This is a genomic window from Staphylococcus aureus (assembly GCF_001027105.1).
Taxonomy (GTDB): Bacteria; Bacillota; Bacilli; order Staphylococcales; family Staphylococcaceae; genus Staphylococcus; species Staphylococcus aureus.
In genome coordinates this window covers 2,029,351-2,048,162 of the sequence record NZ_CP011526.1, presented here as the reverse complement: position 1 = coordinate 2,048,162, position 18,812 = coordinate 2,029,351, and the positions used below count along the sequence as shown (strand labels likewise).

Annotated in this window: 18 protein-coding genes; 12 read left to right on the top strand and 6 right to left on the bottom strand. The window is 33.3% G+C overall.

Annotated features, from left to right (window positions below; genetic code table 11):
• Positions 1–106: 106 nt before the first annotated feature.
• From AA076_RS10350 to AA076_RS15380, 4 genes are all read right to left on the bottom strand, one after another.
• The gene (locus AA076_RS10350; RefSeq protein ID WP_000196911.1) at positions 107–361 is read right to left on the bottom strand and encodes an ACT domain-containing protein; all 255 of its coding nucleotides are present in this window, start codon (positions 359–361) and stop codon (positions 107–109) included.
• The gene (gene ilvB, locus AA076_RS10345; protein WP_001836298.1) at positions 361–2,130 is read right to left on the bottom strand and encodes a biosynthetic-type acetolactate synthase large subunit; all 1,770 of its coding nucleotides are present in this window, start codon (positions 2,128–2,130) and stop codon (positions 361–363) included. The genes AA076_RS10350 and ilvB overlap by 1 nt, the downstream gene beginning before the upstream one ends.
• A gap of 27 nt (positions 2,131–2,157) precedes the next feature.
• Positions 2,158–3,846, bottom strand: coding sequence for a dihydroxy-acid dehydratase (gene ilvD, locus AA076_RS10340; protein WP_001255780.1), 1,689 nt, complete (start codon positions 3,844–3,846; stop codon positions 2,158–2,160).
• Between the two features lie 317 nt (positions 3,847–4,163).
• Entirely contained in the window at positions 4,164–4,319 is a 156-nt protein-coding gene (locus tag AA076_RS15380) for a hypothetical protein (protein ID WP_001789600.1), read from the bottom strand.
• A 37-nt stretch (positions 4,320–4,356) separates the two neighbouring features.
• On the opposite strand from AA076_RS15380, the gene tsaE reads away from it, so the two are divergent.
• The 4 genes from tsaE to tsaD are packed head-to-tail and all read left to right on the top strand — an operon-like array spanning position 4,357 to position 6,916.
• The gene (gene tsaE, locus AA076_RS10330; protein WP_000590798.1) at positions 4,357–4,818 is read left to right on the top strand and encodes a tRNA (adenosine(37)-N6)-threonylcarbamoyltransferase complex ATPase subunit type 1 TsaE; all 462 of its coding nucleotides are present in this window, start codon (positions 4,357–4,359) and stop codon (positions 4,816–4,818) included.
• Complete coding sequence (gene tsaB / locus AA076_RS10325) at positions 4,799–5,461, top strand: tRNA (adenosine(37)-N6)-threonylcarbamoyltransferase complex dimerization subunit type 1 TsaB (RefSeq protein ID WP_001086744.1); 663 nt, start codon at positions 4,799–4,801, stop codon at positions 5,459–5,461. Before tsaE ends, tsaB begins: the two co-directional genes overlap by 20 nt.
• Positions 5,434–5,898 carry a ribosomal protein S18-alanine N-acetyltransferase gene (gene rimI, locus AA076_RS10320; protein ID WP_000372758.1) on the top strand — a complete coding sequence of 155 codons (465 nt, stop codon included), beginning with the start codon at positions 5,434–5,436 and terminating at the stop codon, positions 5,896–5,898. Before tsaB ends, rimI begins: the two co-directional genes overlap by 28 nt.
• Positions 5,891–6,916, top strand: a complete 1,026-nt coding sequence (gene tsaD / locus AA076_RS10315) for a tRNA (adenosine(37)-N6)-threonylcarbamoyltransferase complex transferase subunit TsaD (protein WP_000159034.1) — start codon at positions 5,891–5,893, stop codon at positions 6,914–6,916. Before rimI ends, tsaD begins: the two co-directional genes overlap by 8 nt.
• Before the next feature lie 101 nt (positions 6,917–7,017).
• On the opposite strand, the gene AA076_RS10310 is transcribed toward tsaD, so the two are convergent.
• On the bottom strand, positions 7,018–8,628 hold the full coding sequence (locus AA076_RS10310; protein ID WP_000106330.1) for a MutS family DNA mismatch repair protein: 1,611 nt from the start codon (positions 8,626–8,628) through the stop codon (positions 7,018–7,020).
• 88 nt (positions 8,629–8,716) lie between these two features.
• Here AA076_RS10310 and AA076_RS15375 point away from each other — a divergent pair, with 88 nt between their 5' ends.
• Complete coding sequence (locus tag AA076_RS15375) at positions 8,717–8,845, top strand: hypothetical protein (RefSeq protein ID WP_001790685.1); 129 nt, start codon at positions 8,717–8,719, stop codon at positions 8,843–8,845.
• A 144-nt stretch (positions 8,846–8,989) separates the two neighbouring features.
• Here AA076_RS15375 and AA076_RS10300 read toward each other — a convergent pair whose 3' ends face one another.
• Complete coding sequence (locus tag AA076_RS10300; protein WP_000602074.1) at positions 8,990–10,918, bottom strand: ABC-F family ATP-binding cassette domain-containing protein; 1,929 nt, start codon at positions 10,916–10,918, stop codon at positions 8,990–8,992.
• 252 nt (positions 10,919–11,170) lie between these two features.
• Between AA076_RS10300 and AA076_RS10295 the strand changes: the two genes are divergently transcribed.
• The 7 genes from AA076_RS10295 (at position 11,171) to AA076_RS10265 (ending at position 18,653) form a co-directional block, all read left to right on the top strand.
• The gene (locus AA076_RS10295; protein WP_001283612.1) at positions 11,171–11,806 is read left to right on the top strand and encodes a redox-sensing transcriptional repressor Rex; all 636 of its coding nucleotides are present in this window, start codon (positions 11,171–11,173) and stop codon (positions 11,804–11,806) included.
• 303 nt (positions 11,807–12,109) lie between these two features.
• Positions 12,110–13,189 (top strand): YeeE/YedE family protein, encoded by a 1,080-nt coding sequence (locus AA076_RS10290; protein ID WP_000266883.1) that lies wholly within the window; start codon positions 12,110–12,112, stop codon positions 13,187–13,189.
• Between the two features lie 59 nt (positions 13,190–13,248).
• Entirely contained in the window at positions 13,249–13,473 is a 225-nt protein-coding gene (locus tag AA076_RS10285; RefSeq protein WP_000581077.1) for a sulfurtransferase TusA family protein, read from the top strand.
• A gap of 207 nt (positions 13,474–13,680) precedes the next feature.
• Positions 13,681–14,931, top strand: a complete 1,251-nt coding sequence (locus tag AA076_RS10280; protein ID WP_001052270.1) for an ammonium transporter — start codon at positions 13,681–13,683, stop codon at positions 14,929–14,931.
• Positions 14,932–15,113: 182 nt separating this feature from the next.
• Complete coding sequence (locus AA076_RS10275) at positions 15,114–16,064, top strand: LacI family DNA-binding transcriptional regulator (RefSeq protein WP_000790330.1); 951 nt, start codon at positions 15,114–15,116, stop codon at positions 16,062–16,064.
• Between the two features lie 148 nt (positions 16,065–16,212).
• Positions 16,213–17,697, top strand: a complete 1,485-nt coding sequence (locus AA076_RS10270; protein ID WP_000141414.1) for a sucrose-6-phosphate hydrolase — start codon at positions 16,213–16,215, stop codon at positions 17,695–17,697.
• Positions 17,694–18,653: a carbohydrate kinase family protein gene (locus AA076_RS10265; protein ID WP_001253312.1), complete on the top strand. Its 960-nt coding sequence runs from the start codon at positions 17,694–17,696 to the stop codon at positions 18,651–18,653. Before AA076_RS10270 ends, AA076_RS10265 begins: the two co-directional genes overlap by 4 nt.
• Positions 18,654–18,812: the final 159 nt, after the last annotated feature.

Below are 18,812 nucleotides of genomic sequence, written 5' to 3'. Positions count from 1 at the left end.
GTGTTTCGAAAATTCTGAAATATAACTTTGTAATAGTGGCAGATGTTAACTAGCAGCCTATGATATATCTATAACTAATTAGCGCATCATTGCCTTTGTCTTAAAATTAAGCTTCGTTATCAACAAGGTCGTAGCATTCAACCGTTAAAACATTAATTTGTTGTTTTAATTTTTTAATTAATATATGAAGTGATGTATCATCTTGAATATCGACTTGAATTTCCATGTTAGAAATCCCAGGTTGTTCAGAATGTGTAACATGTAATGTATCGATATTATATTGTAGGCGAACAAAAGCACTTGTAATTCGATTTAGCGTGCTGACTTGATCCGCAACTTGTAATTTAAGAATTCTTGTCATTATAAGCCCTCCATTTCATGATTTGATTTGCCACTCGGAACCATTGGGGTTACAGCTTCAGTAGGGGAAATACGAACCTCAATTAAAGCTGGTCCTTGATAAGCAAACGCTGCATCTAATTGTTCTTCCAGTTGTTCTGGCTTATCGATTAAGAAACCTTTGACGCCATATGCTTCTGCCATTTTCATAAAATCAGGTTGACCATTAAATACTGAGTGTGAGAAGCGTTGATTAAAGAACTTATCTTGCCATTGTTTAACCATACCTAATGTTCCATTATTGATTAGTACGATTTTGACATCTAAACCATATTCGGGTAAAAGTGCCATTTCTTGGTTTGTCATTTGGAAACCACCGTCACCGACGAAACATACGACTGTTTTATCAGGATTAGCTAATTTGGCACCAATTGACGAAGGAATACCGAATCCCATTGTTCCTAAACCACCGCTTGTAACCCATTGTCCGTGATTTTTAAATGGATAAAATTGAGCTGCCCACATTTGATGTTGTCCCACGTCTGTAGTAACAATTGCTTCACCATTTGTAATTTTGCCGATATATTCGATTGTTTGTTGTGGCTTACAAAATACTTGATCTTCTTCAACAAGTTTAAATGGGTGTTTCTGCTTATTATTTTGACAATGTTTAACCCAGTCACTGTGTTCTATAGTCTCAACATTTTTATCATTTAAACATTCTAAAAATCTTTTACAGTCTGCAATAATACCTAAATCTACATGAATAACTTTATTGATTTCTGAAGGATCAATATCTACATGTACAATTTTGGCGTTAGGTGCAAAGGCATCAGGTTTGCTTGCTAATCTATCATCGAAGCGGCTACCTAAATTAATGAGTAAATCACACTCAGTTAATGCCATGTTACTAGCATAAGAACCATGCATTCCTCCCATACCTAAAAATAGTGTATCCTCATAAGGTACAGCACCTAGACCTAGTAAAGTAGTAACTGTTGGGATTTGATGTTTATTAACAAACTGTGTTAATAATTGATTTGATTTTGATTGATTAATACCTGCGCCGGCTAATACGACAGGCTTTTTCGCTTCTTTTAAAAGTGAGATGAAAGTGTCAATGTCTTTATTTTCTGGTTCTGTAACAACTTCATAACCTGGAATATTGATTTCGTCGCATAAATCCACATTTGTAGCTAAAACACCCATATCTTTTGGAAAATCAATCACTACAGGACCTTTGCGTCCAGAATTAGCTACATGGAAAGCTTCGTGTACGATTTTAGGGATATCTTCAACACGTTTCACTTGATAATTTTGTTTTGTAATTGGTGAAGTCATAGATAGAATATCCGCTTCTTGGAATGCATCTTTACCAATGCCTGGTGTAGCAACTTGTCCAGTGAATACAACTAGAGGTAAAGAGTCGCAATGTGCATCCGTAATACCTGTCATTACATTAGTTGCACCTGGACCGCTTGTAACTACAACGACGCCAGTTTTACCAGATACACGTGCATAACCTTCTGCAGCATGAACAGCACCTTGTTCGTGTCTTGCTAAAATATGTTTGATTTTACCATCATAAAACGTGTCATATAAAGGTAGTACGGCACCACCAGGATAACCGAATAAATAATCCACATTTTCTTTAAGTAGAGCTTCTACTAGCACTTCTGATCCTGAACGCATATCATTTAAAGTTTTTTCATTTAGTTGTTCAGGTTCAAGTGATTCAGCCATTTTTAAAGGGTCAATATTTTGGTTTACTTCATGTTGAGTTTTAGACATTTTAACCATCTCCAATATAAAAATAAATTAAATTAAATTCTCAGGGACTTGCATGACGCCACCTGTATTTGCGCTAGTTACTAGGGCAGTATAACGAGCTAGATAACCTGTTTTTACTTTCGCTTTAAATGGTGTTAAAGATTCTCGGCGACGCGCTAGAACATCTTCAGGCTGGTTTACGTTTAATGTACGATTTGTTAAATCAATAGTAATCTCATCACCATCTTCAATTAAGGCAATTGGTCCACCAGATGCAGCTTCAGGGGAAATATGACCAACTGCAATACCTCTTGTGGCACCGGAAAAACGCCCATCAGTAATTAATGCAACATCTTTACCTAAGCCGCGACCAACAATAGAGGAAGTAGGTGCTAACATTTCAGGCATACCTGGTCCACCTTTAGGTCCTTCATATCTAATGACAACGACGTGGCCTGCACGAACGGTACGATTGTCTATTGCTTCAACAGCTTCATCATGCGAATTGAAACAAATTGCTTTCCCAGTAAATGTTTTGATAGATGGATCAACGCCGCCAACTTTAATAACTGCGCCTTTAGGGGCGATATTACCAAATAAGATAGATAAACCGCCTTGTGCATCATATGGTGCATCAAGAGGGTGAATGACATCAAAGTTCTTAATTTCTTTGCCTTCGTTATTTTCACGTAACGTTTTGCCAGTAACTGTGATTCTATCTGGGTGTAACGTGCCATCTTTCTTCATCAATTCATTAATAATTGCTGGGACGCCACCAGCTTCATGCACATCATGCATTGAATACGATGAACTAGGTGCTATTTTTGATAAATATGGCGTGCGTTTGGCAATAGCATTAATGCGCTCTAAGTCATAATCAATACCAGCTTCATTGGCAATGGCTAACGTATGCAGTACCGTGTTTGTTGAACCACCCATAGCCATATCAAGTGCAAATGCATCATCAATTGCTTCGCGAGTAACGATATCACGTGGTTTTAAATCATTTTTAATATTTTCAACTAATTTAAAAGCTGCTTGGCGAATCATTTCTCGTCGCTGATCACTGACTGCAAGTGCAGTACCGTTGTATGGTAATGCTAGACCTAAAACTTCCATCAAACAGTTCATTGAATTTGCAGTAAACATCCCAGCACATGAACCACAAGTAGGGCAGGCATTTTGTTCCATATCTAAAAATTCTTCTTTAGAAATCGATCCTTCTTTAAATGCGCCGACTGCTTCAAACATTGATGAAAGTGTTAATGCTTTTCCATGTGCAGATAAGCCAGCTTTCATTGGTCCACCAGAGCAAAAGATAGCTGGTACGTTTGTCCTCATGGCTGCTAAAATCATACCGGGTGTAATCTTGTCACAATTAGGAATGTAAAATACGCCGTCAAACCAATGAGCGTTAATTACAGTTTCAGCTGCATCTGCAATAATTTCACGTGATGGTAGAGAATATCGCATTCCGATATGTCCCATAGCTATTCCATCATCAACACCAATTGTATTGAATTCAAATGGAATGGCACCGGCTTCTCTAATTGCTTCTTTAGCTATATCTGCAAGCTCTCTCAAGTGAACATGTCCAGGAACAATATCAATATAAGAGTTACAAATAGCTACAAATGGTTTGTTCATATCAGTTGGACTTTTTAGCGCGCCCGTGGCATGTAAAAGACTTCTTGCTGGTGCTTGGTGATCTCCTTTTTTGATCATGTCGCTTCGCATAGTAAATTCCCCCGTAAATTTTAATGATTAATCATGTTTTATAGTAATAAAAATAAGTAATTGAAAGATAAAACATAAAAAAACGTCCCAATATTATTGGGACGTTTACAAGTCCCATTCAAACAGAAATAGGACTTAAAGCGTTTAGTAAATATTTACTAACGTTCGAGTCCTAAAGAGTATAATAAAATAATAATATTTGAAGTTGTCGGTTGATGTTCAGTATATTGATTAAGCATTTTATTATACTCCTTCCGTGAATGGTATATATCACTTTAATAGTTAGAATTGTCTAAAAATTTGATAAATTTAATTTACTATATCTGCTTTAGTATGTCAACAAATATTTTAAATTTTCTTACAATTAACTTTGAATAGATAATCTGTTTCAAAGATAAGAAATTTAAGTTGAAATTTGTTACAATATAAAGGTTAAATATAAAGTTAGATACGATTGAACAATGGATAATCATTTTTATGAATGAAAAGCATAATATAGGAGAATCAACATTGATAAAGATAAATAATTTAGATGAAATGAATCAATTTGCTATATTTTTAGTTGAGCAATTGAAAAGTGGTGATTTGATTTTACTTAACGGAGATTTAGGAGCAGGTAAAACAACGTTAACGCAATTTATAGGAAAAGCTCTTGGTGTAAGACGTACGATTAATTCCCCGACATTTAACATCATTAAATCATATAGGGGTAAAAATTTAAAATTGCATCATATGGATTGTTATCGCTTAGAAGATTCTGATGAAGATTTAGGATTTGATGAATTTTTCGAAGATCAGGCAATTACTGTTATTGAATGGAGTCAATTTATAAAAGATTTACTTCCAGCGACGCATTTATCTATTAACATTTCAACAATATCTGAAAATACAAGACAAATTGAGTTGTTCGCGCAAGGAGAACATTATGAACAAATTAAGGAGGCAATTATCCATGAATTCGCTGCTCATTGATACATCGAATCAACCATTATCAGTAGCATTGATGCAAAACGATGAAGTTTTAGCTGAAATAACTACGGATTCTAAACAAAATCATTCAGTGCAATTAATGCCTGCGATTAGTCAGCTATTTGAGCAGAGCAAAATAGCTAAACAGCAATTAGATGCGATTATTGTTGCTGAAGGTCCTGGTTCATATACTGGCTTACGTATCGGTGTTACTGTTGCTAAAACATTAGCGTATGCGTTAGATGTTAAATTATATGGTGTTTCATCATTAAAGGCATTGGCAGCAACAATCGATCATACTGATAAATTATTGGTTCCTGTGTTTGATGCAAGACGACAAGCAGTTTATACAGGCATATTCCAGTGGCAAAATGGTCAATTAGTGACTATTTTAGAAGATCAATATATGTCGATAGAGGCATTGCGAGCTTTTTTAGAAGATTTAAACCAACCATTTATTTATATTGGGAAAGATACTGTAAAATTACAAGATGAATTACAAGGTGAAGTGATTGCGCAGCTACCAAATGCATCAGTCATGTATCAATTGCTAGATAAACCTTCAGACGTACATACATTTACTCCTAAATACCATAAATTAGCTGAGGCGGAACGAAATTGGATCAACAGTCAAAAGAACAATTAAACATTAGAGAGATGACTAAAGAAGATGTGCCACAAGTCTTTGATCTTGAGCGTCGGAGTTTCAATGACAGTTCTTGGACAATTGACGCATTTTATCATGAAATAGAGCAAAATAACTTTGCGAAATATTTTGTCTTAGAATTTGAACAACAAATTATTGGTTATTTAGGTTTATGGATTGTTATCGATCAAGCTCAAATTACAACAGTTGCAATCGATGATAATTATAGAGGCTATGGTTTAGGTCAAATGCTTTTAAAATACGGAATAAACTATGCAAGTCACACTTGTGATGTGATGAGTTTAGAAGTAAGAGTTAATAATAAAGTGGCACAACATGTATATGAAAATTTAGGATTTCAATATGGTGGTAAACGTAAAAATTATTATGGTGAAGGTGAGGACGCAATGGTTATGTGGGTGAATTTAAATGACTAAAGATATATTAATACTAGCTGTTGAAACAAGTTGTGATGAAACAAGCGTTAGTGTTATAAAAAATGGCAGAGATATTTTATCAAATACAGTTTTAAGTCAGATTGAAAGTCATAAACGATTTGGCGGTGTCGTTCCCGAAGTGGCAAGTAGACATCACGTTGAAGGTATAACAGCAACAATAAACGAGGCTCTAGGGGATGCCGATGTATCAATAGAAGATATTGATGCCATAGCGGTTACAGAAGGCCCTGGACTAATTGGTGCGTTACTAATAGGTGTTAATGCAGCCAAAGCATTGGCATTTGCTTACGATAAGCCACTTATTCCTGTTCATCATATTGCAGGACATATATATGCTAATCACATAGAAGAGCCATTAACATTCCCGCTAATTGCACTTATTGTTTCAGGTGGACATACTGAATTAGTTTATATGAAGGATCATTTATCATTTGAAGTCATTGGTGAAACACGAGATGACGCAGTAGGTGAGGCTTATGATAAAGTGGCACGAACAATTGGTTTAAATTATCCAGGTGGTCCACAAGTTGATCGGTTGGCTGCTGAAGGTGAAGATACTTATTCATTCCCTCGTGTTTGGTTGGATAAAGATAGTTATGATTTTAGTTTTAGTGGGTTGAAAAGTGCCGTAATCAATCAACTTCACAATCAACGACAAAAAAATATTCCAATCATTGAAGCTAACGTAGCAACGAGCTTTCAAAACAGTGTTGTAGAGGTGCTCACGTTTAAAGCTATTCAAGCTTGTAAAGAATATGGTGTTCAGCGATTAATTGTTGCTGGTGGCGTGGCGAGTAATAAAGGATTACGTCAATCTTTAGCGGATCAATGCAAAGTCAATGACATTCAATTAACTATCCCAAGTCCTAAATTATGCACAGATAATGCTGCAATGATAGGCGTTGCCGGCCACTATTTGTATCAGCAAGGTCGATTTGCTGATTTAGCATTAAATGGGCACAGCAATATAGATTTAGAAGAGTATTCTGCAGAATAAAATAAACGTCAGTTATTAACATGATTACTATGAACATTATTGAAACTGTTCATAGTCTTCTGTCATGTGATAGCTGACGTTTTTATGTTTAAAGTTAAATGCTAAATTTTCGGGACATTATCTTTTGCTCGTTCATATATTTTTGCTGGAAATGAAGTGATTTTTAATAATTCGATGGCATTACGTGTATTTGCTTTGCCAGGCTTAATTTTGTAATCAAAATGTATGTTATTATTTTCTATTACCTCATTGAAATGGTAATTTTCATAACGTTGTTTTAAGAGTTCAGCTAACTCAATATCATGTGTTGCTGCAATAACTCTAAAGTTAGATTTTTCATGTAAAAATGATAGTACTGATTCTGAAGCGGCAATTCGTTCAGTTGTGTTGGTACCTTTAAAAATTTCATCTATAAAGCAGTATATTTTTTGATTATCTGGAATTTCAACAATACGCTTAATAGATTTTAATTCAGCCATAAAATAACTATCGCCTGATAACACATCATCGGCATTTGCCATTGACGTGAACACAATTCCAGGTTGATATACAAATTTGCTTGCGGTAACTGTTTGTATAGCCGATGCAAGAATAATGTTTATTGCTATGGATTTCATAAATGTTGATTTACCCGAAGCATTAGACCCAGTTAACAGTATATTTTGTGATAGTGAGAAATCATTGGCTACTGCATCTGCTATGAGTGGATGTGTTAACTCAGAGAATACTATGCCATCATTTGAATCATCAATTTGTGGTTCAGTATAACATTCTAGCGTTCTACGATACATTGCTAATGCATAATGATTATCTAATTCAGCTATGTAATCGAAACAATTTTTAAGCTCATTCATATGTGTTGTATAGCTTTTTTGAATTGAATGAAATAAAACATAATCAAGCATGAAAATAAGTTTAACTAGTTTAATTACCATAGCTCCGATATCTTCATCATTAACTTCAGCTAAAACACTCGTTAAATGACGTGCTGTTCTAAATTGCTTAAAATTGACTTCAGGTTGTGGAGCATGTTTAATTTTTGAGATAGTATAGCCTTGTTTTAAAACATTGGATGCATAAAAGATAGATTTTAAGTCATCCTCATATGTACGCTTTAAAGTTGCTGATAAAATGATATTAAATAGGCAACTCATAAGAAATAATAAAATACCAACTTGTGAATTAATAAATATAACTGCAAATGAGATAACTGGTAAAAACGGGCATAGAAACAATATATTTTGACGTTTTACCGGTGTGATTTGGTCTGGAAATGTTGGATAAACAGTTTTACCAATCAAAGCTAAATGATATGTTACGTTTTTTCTAAATTCAGCATTATCATTAAATAAACTAAGTAATGATTTGTTCGTAATTGAAAGCATTCCACGTAAACAGGCATATAGCTTCATTTCACCAATAGCTGTTAAATTATAATTCATCTTATGAAAGATTGCATTCATATTTAAGTCGGACCAAGTTTTATCATCAACTAATGAATGTGATTCAAATTTTTCCTTGTAGAGCTTATACTCATAGTCGAAATGTGAGTTCGGTCTGATAAAAGCTTCTAATGGAGAAATCGTTTGCCATAATGTTTCCATAGATTTTAATAGACGTTGACGACTCATGTATCGTCCAACAATTCCTATTACAGATGTAAGTAGAATAATTGCTATAACAAATATTAAAAATGTTTGATTTGTGCTCATAAGTATCCCCTTATTTATTTTTAATAATAATAAAAATATACTTCAATATTATTATTATTTCATAAAGAAAATGTCTTAACAATGAATTTTGATAAAAACAATGTCAATAGAGAACATGCGTACTTATCAACAAAGAGTGAATAACTTGTGGATAAAAGGTGTTGATAACGTCATTTATTGTGGATATCAGGTGGGAAAACAGAAAATAAATGATTGATTAGTGTTAATTTACTTGTGGGTAACTAGGATAAGTCTGTGGATAGCTATAATATCAGCGTTTTTATTGTGAATAAAAAAAATTAAAATTTGTAAAAAAATAACTCTAACTATAGCGATTTTACAGTTAGAGTTATGTATATTTTTATAGTTTTTGTTGTAATTCTTCCCATTTAGACATAGCGTGTTCTAATTTTTGTTCGCTATCTTGTTTTTGGATAGCTAATTCGTTTGCTTTTTGTGGATTGTTATACACTTCTGGTTGGGTTAATTGCTCGTCTATTTGTAAGATAGTAGTCTCTAAAGTTTCTATTTCATTTTCACACTCGGATATTTGTCGTTCAAGTTTGCGTTGTTCACGTCTTTGTTCTTTTTGGTTATGATACGACGATTGTTCCATAGACTTTTTATGTGCTTGTACGTTAACTGACTGTTCTTCTTGGTGCGCTTTCAACGCTTCCGCTTCCTCAACTTTTTCAATGTAATATTGATAATCTCCTAAATACATCTTTCCGCCATCAATTGTTAAATCAAATACCTTGTTTGCTAATTGGTTAATAAAGTAACGATCATGGGAAACAAATAGTATTGTTCCTTCAAAATGTTGGAGTGCTTGCTCTAACATTTCTTTTGAATCTATATCGAGGTGGTTGGTAGGTTCATCTAAAATAAGTACATTGTCACGTTGCAACATAAGTAGTGCTAGTTGTAAACGTGCTTTTTCACCACCAGATAAATCATTAATTATCTTTTTAACATCGTCTTGTACAAATAAGAAACGTCCAAGAACTGCTCGAATATCTTTTTCATTCATTAACGGATATTGATCCCACACATAATCTAAAATCGTTTTACTAGATTTAAATTCTGCTTGCTTTTGATCATAATAACCAATTTGTAAATTTGCGCCGAAAGTAATATCGCCATTAAGCGCTTTTTGTTGATTAGCAATAGTTTTAATTAAGGTCGATTTTCCAATACCATTTGGCCCAATGATTGCTATATGATCGCCTTTAGAGACCTCTATACTCATAGGTTTGGTAATTGCAGTTTGATAACCGATTTCTAAATTTTTTACATGCATGACGTCATTACCTGTATTCCGGTCAAAGCCAAATTGAATATTTGCACTTTTGGCATCTAACATTGGTTTATCAATGCGTTCCATTTTTTCTAAAATCTTACGTCTACTTTTTGCCATTCCACTTGTTGAAGCACGGGTAATATTTTTCTCAACAAAAGTTTCTAATCGTTTTATTTCTGCTTGTTGACTTTCATATTCTTGCATTCGTTTTTGATAATATAAATCCCGTTGCTGTATAAATTCCTCGTAATTACCAACATAGCGTTTGACATCACCTAAAGCCACATCATAAATTTGAGTAACTATTTTATCTAAAAAGTAACGATCATGGCTGATGATGACGATTGCACCTTTAAAATAACGTAGATAATCTTCAAGCCACTTTGTCGTTTCTAAATCTAAGTGGTTAGTAGGTTCATCTAAAAGTAATAAATCAGGTTCGTTTAATAGCATTTGAGCTAAAGATAAACGTGTTTTTTGGCCACCGCTAAAATCATTGATAGGTTTATTGAAATCTTCTTCACTAAAATTTAACCCGTAAAGTACTGTTTTAATTTTACTTTCATATTGATATCCTTCTAATTGTTCAAATTGATTCGATAAAGATTCATAACGGGACATATGTGTTTTATATGTATCACTATCGTAATCATTTGCATGTTTTGATAACCAATCTGTTTCTTCTTTGATTAAGCTTTCCATTCGTTTAATATGTTCAAATGGTTTTGACATTTCTTCAAAAACTGTTGCATTAGAATTTAAAGTCATTTGTTGAGTTAAATAACCTAGTTTTAAGTTTTTAATTTTTGACACATTTCCAGAATCATAGTTTTCTACGCCAGCTATAATTTTCATCAATGTTGATTTACCGGCGCCATTTCTTCCTACGATACCAATTCGTTCACCAGTTTTTACTTCAAAATCAACATCAGTAAATATATCTTCACCATCGAACGATTTTGATATATGATTGAGTTGTAAAAGTATCATTCGATCTTCACCTTTCGTCTTTCTCAAATTTTATTAACTTATGAAAAAAGTCGTAATTATTACATTAATAACCATTTTACAGTATAAAACGCCGTCTTGAAACTAAGATATTTATTTTTAAAATTCAATAATGTATAATATTTAGGTATTCATTGTAATCAATTATTTGTTTTTTAATAATCTAACAATTACGCTCTAACTCGTTTGAATACATAGATATAATTCATTCAAACACGAAGGAGGAAATAGCGAATGAGTGACCAAGTTAAAATTCCTCGAGCAACTTTAAAACGTTTGCCGTTATATTATAGATTTGTCAGTTCATTAAAATCTAAAGGTATAGATCGTGTAAATTCAAAAGCGATTAGCGATGCGTTACAAATTGACTCGGCAACAATTCGTCGTGACTTTTCATATTTTGGCGAATTAGGTAAAAAAGGGTACGGATATAATATAGATAGTTTATTGGATTTCTTTAAATCTGAACTAAGCGAGAGTGACATGATCAAAATCGCAATTGTCGGAGTTGGGAACCTAGGGAAAGCTTTGCTCACATATAACTTTTCAATACATGACGATATGACGATTACAGAAGCGTTTGACGTAAAAGAAGATGTTATTGGCCAGAAAATAGGGAACGTTATTGTTAAAGATAACGATGAATTAATAACAACATTGAAGAAGGAAGAAATAGATGTTGTGATTCTAACTACACCAGAAAGAGTTGCACAGAAAGTTGCAGATGAACTCGTCCAAGCTGGTGTGAAAGGTATTTTAAACTTCACTCCTGGTAGAATTAATACGCCTTCAGATGTGCAAGTACATCAAATTGACTTAGGTATAGAATTACAGTCATTATTATTCTTTATGAAAAATTACAGTGAATAAATGTGATGTTAGCTTTGAATGATTAACCTTGTTATATCTTTAATTAATTATAGAACAGTCTGGGACTAAGTATGTCTCAGGCTTTTTCTGTTATGTTTGAAAATGAAAGGAAAAACTGTTGTGTTGATAAATATAGTATAGGTTAATAAATTAACACGTAGAGATATAATGATGAATCGTAATTAATCGCCTTCCTTATATGAATATAATATAAATATCAAAAATATTGTGTATAAGGTTGAAAACAAGAAAATCATCACCTATAATACATACTAAACTTATCGGAAATGAGAGGTTAGGATTATGTGGATGATTTTTAGTGGCTTAATTGTCGGGGGACTCTTAGGTTTTGTCATGCAAAGAACAAGATTTTGTTTAACAGGTGGCTTTCGAGATATGTATGTGCAAAAGAATAATAAGATGTTCTATGCATTATTAATCGCTATTACTATTCAAAGTATAGGATTATTGATTTTGACGGCAACAGATATTTTACAAATTCCTGCACATAGTTTTCCAATATTGGGAACAATTATAGGTTCTTTTATTTTTGGAATTGGAATAGTATTGGCTGGAGGATGTGCAACAGGTACTTGGTATCGCGCTGGTGAAGGGCTAATTGGTAGTTGGATTGCATTAGTATTATATGCTGTTACTGCAGCAATCACTAAAACAGGGATTTTAAAGCCAGTAATGGATAAAATTAATCAACCAACGAATGTAAATAGTGATATGTCTCAAACAACTGGCATTCCGTTTTGGGGATTAGTCGTTATATTAACTATAATCACCATTTTTCTAGTTGTAAGAACACTCAATAATAAGAAAGTTCGAGTTGCTGTTCCAAAACTAAAGCAACGTTATACAGGTATTAGATATTACCTTTTCGAAAAACGATACCATCCATTTATTGCAGCAATTGTAATTGGACTTATCGCACTCTTAGCTTGGCCAATGAGTGCATCAACTGGAAGAAATGACGGTTTAGGTATAACAACGCCTTCAGCAAATTTAGTACACTTTTTGATTACAGGTGAAACTAAATTTATTGATTGGGGTGTCTTTTTAGTTCTAGGAATTTTCATTGGTTCATATATTGCAGCTAGAGGATCAAGAGAATTTAAATGGCGATTGCCAGACAAGATTACAATACGAAACAGTGCCATTGGTGGCATATGTATGGGATTTGGTGCGTCAGTTGCTGGTGGTTGTTCTATCGGTAACGGTTTGGTTGAAACGGCAACGATGACTTGGCAAGGATGGATTGCGCTAGCATCGATGATAGTTGGTGTATGGACAATGAGTCATTTTATCTTTGTTCGTCCAATGAAAAAAGTACACCAACAATCTGCAAAGGTTAAACAGCAAACGCAAATAGTATAGAAGATTATTATGCAAATGATGTTGATCAAATAAAAGTGATTGGAAAAGGAGAAATAATTATGATACACGAATTAGGTACAGTAGGAATGGTATGTCCATTTCCGTTAATTGAAGCGCAAAAGAAAATGGCAACATTGCAATCTGGAGATGAATTAAAAATTGATTTTGATTGCACGCAAGCGACGGAAGCCATTCCAAATTGGGCTGCAGAAAATGGTTATCCTGTAACAAACTATGAACAAATTGATAATGCTTCATGGACAATTACAATTCAAAAAGTTTAACGTTATCATTTTAACAATAAAATAGATATTAGATTCTATGGCTACTTCCGCTAATTTAAAAGTGAGTAAGTAGTCTTTTTTGTTTTAGTTCATGAAATCATTTTTATATAGTGTGGCACATTTTATTCCAAAAGATGTAATAAAACTTAACGCATTTTTGCTTTTTATAAATTGTCAGATTATTATGAAAAAAAGGGAGTGGTAAGTATGAATCTTAACGATACGATATTTATGTTTTTGTGTACATTATTAGTTTGGTTAATGACACCAGGATTAAGTTTATTTTATGGTGGGTTAGTTCAATCTAAAAATGCGCTTAATACTGTCATGCAAAGTATGGCAGCAATTGTGCTTGTTACATTTGTATGGATAACAGTTGGTTTTACAATTAGTTTTGGGAATGGGAATTTATGGTTCGGAAATTGGGAATATACTTTTCTTAATCATGTAGGTTTTGCGACTCAAGAAGATATTAGCCCACATATTCCTTTCGCTTTGTTTATGTTATTTCAAATGATGTTTTGTACGATTGCAATTTCTATTTTATCTGGTTCAATCGCTGAGAAAATGAAGTTTATTCCTTATTTATTATTCGTAGTAATATGGACTGCTCTTGTATACAGTCCAGTAGCACATTGGGTTTGGGGCGGCGGTTGGATTAACAAACTCGGTGTATTAGATTTCGCTGGAGGTACGGTTGTTCATATTACATCAGGTGTTTCTGGTTTAGTATTAGCTATTATGATTGGAAAAGGAAACAAACATTCTGAATCAACACCACATAATCTTATCATTACGTTGATTGGCGGTATATTCGTGTGGATTGGTTGGTATGGATTTAATGTAGGTAGTGCTTTTACATTTGATAATATTGCGATGCTTGCATTTACAAATACTGTCATTTCAGCCAGTGCAGGTGCTATAGGTTGGTTAATTTTAGAATATATTTTTAAAAAGACGACAAGTTTACTTGGACTTTTACTCGGTGCATTAGCAGGATTAGTTGTCATTACTCCTGCAGCAGGATATGTAACATATCTTAGTGCAACAATAATGGCTTTAATAGGAGGTATCTGTTGTTATATTGTCATTAATTACATCAAGGTAAAACTAAAATATCATGATGCATTAGATGCATTTGGTATTCATGGTGTTGGTGGTATTATTGGTGCTGTTTTAACAGCAGTTTTCCAAAGTAAAAAAGCCAATCCTGACATTGAGAATGGCTTTATTTATACTGGTGACATACATATTATACTTGTACAAATATTATGTGTAACAGCAGTTGTAATTTTTAGTATAGTCATGACGTTTATTATTGCGAAAGTAATTAAATTAATTACACCATTATCTGTTACGGAACAAGAAACGAATATAGGATTAGACAAGATTGTTCACGGTGAACATGCTTACTTTGAAGGTGAGCTAAATAGATTCAATAAACATATTCGATATTAGAATATATTTACATAGAATATTCATTGTCCTGACATTTAACTAAAGGTTGATGTTGGGACATTTTGTTATACAAAAGTTTTATTTTGAAATCTTTTTATGAAAGAAGCAGAAATATTATTTAAAGCGGTTACACATATGCTAAAATAAGGCTAAGTGTCACAAATAATGATAGGTGAATAAGTATGAAAAATATATCTGATATTGCCAAATTGGCAGGCGTTTCAAAAAGTACAGTATCTAGATTTTTAAATAATGGATCTGTCAGTAAAAAAACAAGTGAAAAATTAACAAGAATTATAGCAGAACATGACTATCAACCGAATCAATTTGCTCAAAGTTTAAGAGCGAGACAAACACACCTTATTGGTGCCATTATACCTAGAATGAATTCATATGCAGTAGATGAAACAATCAAAGGATTGGCAAAACAATGCCAAAAATATGAATCACAATTAATTTTAAATTACACAGGTTTAAATATCGAAGCAGAAATACAAGCGCTTGAAACATTAGCACGCAGTAAAGTAGATGGTATTGTTTTAATGGCTACAGACATAACAGAGAGACATATTGAAGTCATTAATAAAATGAATGTACCAATCGTTATTGTTGGTCAACAACATGAACAACTTCATAGTATTGTGCATGATGATTATAAAGCAGGTCAAATTATAGGCGAATGGATTGGTCAACAGGGATATCAACAAGTTGAAGTGTTTAGTGTAAGTGAAAAAGATATTGCAGTTGGTATACATAGAAAACGTGGTTTACTTGACCAGTTAGCTAAATACCAAATTAAACCTAATATACATGAAACAAATTTTACTTATGTGGAAGCACAAAAAGATGTTGCAAATGTTTTGGAAAATGTGGAGCAAGTAGATGCGGTTGTTGGAGCAACTGATACGATTGCATTAGCTGCCTATAAATATTATTCTGATAAAAAAGATGTTATGAAACCACATCAAATATATGGTTTTGGTGGTGACCCAATGACACAATTAGTGTCTCCATCGATAAAAACAATTCATTATAATTATTTTGAAGCTGGCCAATGCGCGATGGAAGAGATACAACAGATGCTTAAAAAGCAAGATATGCCATATAGCGTCACAGTAGATGTTAATATTTAGACGCTGTATTTTTTAAAATAAATGTGGAACCGATACCATATAACTATAAATGGATAGGTTAAAAGTTAAAGAACGTAGGTAAAATTTGCTATAATAGAATATAAATTGTTAACAGCATAAATTATAAAAGGAGGACTGGGTAAATATTATGACCGAATGGACTAGAGAAGAACGTTATCAACGAATCGAGGACGTTGATACTGAGTATTTTAAAACATTAAAACAACAAGTTGATCAATCAAAATTTCGTCAACAATTTCATATACAACCAGAAACAGGCTTATTAAATGACCCCAACGGACTTATTTTTTATAAAGGGAAGTATTATGTTTCACATCAATGGTTCCCATTAGGCGCAGTACATGGCTTAAAGTATTGGTATAACTACACGAGTGATGACTTAATAAACTTTAAAGCTGAAGGGCCAATTTTAAATCCAGATACTAAATATGACAGCCATGGTGTATATAGCGGTAGCGCTTTTGAATATAACGGGCATTTATATTATATGTACACAGGAAATCATCGAGATAATCATTGGCAACGACATGCGAGTCAGATGATCGCACGATTGAAAGAAGACGGTTCAGTTGAAAAGTTTCCAAAGCCAGTAATTAGCCAACAACCAGAAGGATATACGAGTCATTTTAGAGATCCTAAAGTTTTTAAATATGATGAGAAATATTATGCAATCATTGGTGCACAAAATAATGATCAGCAAGGTCGATTATTACTTTATAATACTGAAGATATAATTAATTGGCATTATTTAGGTGAAATAAATACAGAGTTGGATGATTTTGGATATATGTGGGAATGCCCAGATTACTTTAATGTAGATAATCAAGATGTCATACTTATTTGTCCACAAGGTATTGAACCAAAAGGCGATCAGTTCAAAAATATTTATCAAAGTGGTTATATACTTGGAAAGTTTGATATTGAAAAGTTAACATATGAACATGAAAATTTTGTCGAGCTTGATAATGGTTTTGATTTCTATGCACCTCAAACATTTTTAGATGAAAAAGGCCGACGAGTACTAATTGGATGGATGGGGTTACCGGAAATCGAATATCCTACTGATAATGAAGGATGGGCCCATTGCTTAACAATTCCTCGTGTATTAAATGTAGAAAATGGTCAACTTAAGCAACGTCCATATCCAGCGTTGGAAAAATTACGTCACAATAAAGAGACAGCATTAGGCTACGCAAATAAATTTACTCGAAAATTACATCCGTATGAAGGTAAACAGTATGAATTAATCATAGATATTTTGGATAATGATGCTACCGAAGTGTACTTTGAATTACGTACATCTAAGACTTCTTCAACATTAATTGCTTATAACAAGCGTGAAAATAAAATAACATTAGATCGCAGCGACAGTGGTTTATTGCCGACAAATGTTGAAGGTACGACGCGTAGTACGATATTAGACACGCCATTAAAGCAATTACAAATTTTTGTTGATACATCTAGTATAGAAATTTTCTGTAATGATGGAGAACGTGTTTTGACATCTCGAATTTTCCCGACAGAAGACGCACTAGGTATTAAAACATCAACAGAATCAGGGCAAGTATATTTACAATTTACTAAATATGATTTAAAGGATGAACATAAATGAGACGTCTATTTTCAATAGGAGAAGCGTTAATTGATTTTATTCCAAATGTTACAAATGCGAATTTAAAAGATGTTCAAACATTTACGAAGCAAATTGGTGGCGCGCCATGCAATGTAGCTTGTACAGTTCAAAAGTTAGGACAACAAGCGTATATGATTACACAATTAGGTAATGATGCATTTGGAGATAGCATTATTGAAACGATATCAAGTATTGGTGTAGATGTATCAAAAGTGTATCGCACGAATGAAGCAAACACTGCGTTAGCTTTTGTGAGTTTGACTGAAGCGGGCGAGCGAGATTTTTCTTTTTATCGTAAGCCCTCTGCTGATATGTTATTTGAACCAAGTTTTGTGAATGATATTGATGTGAATGAAAATGATGTAGTACATTTTTGTTCTGTTGATTTGGTCGATAGTCCGATGAGAGATGCACATTATCAATTGATTACCAAAACATTAAATGCAAATGGTACTGTCGTATTTGATCCTAATGTAAGATTGCCATTATGGGATAACGCTGAAGATTTAAGACAAACTATTCATACCTTTTTGCCATTGGCGCATATTGTAAAAGTTTCAGATGAAGAATTAGAATTTATTACAGGTATTCATGATGAAAATGAAGCCATTCAATCATTATTTACAGGTAATGTTACTGTAGTCATTTATACGAAGGGAGCAGATGGTGCTGCCGTATATTTGAAAAATGGTATTAATCATTATCATAGTGGCTATAAGGTAAAACCTGTTGATACAACTGGGGCAGGGGATGCATTTATTGGTGCAGTTATTAGCAGGATTTTAGCAACCGATGTGTTAAATTTAACTCAGTTATTTGAAAATGAAGGTGAGGAAATTTTAGCGTTTAGCAATCGCGTTGCTGCAATAGTGACAACGAAGTATGGTGCTATTAATAGTTTGCCAACATTACAAGAGGTTGAACAAGCATTTTAAATAATTCATTTATAAAACAGTGTAGGAAACAAGTTGAATCTTGTGCTACACTGTTTTTTAAAACAAAATAAGATTCACGGAGTAGGAAATTATAGCATTTTATTTATGGAAACTGTCAATTTCAAATTTAGTATATTTTGTTAAAAATTGCGCCATAGG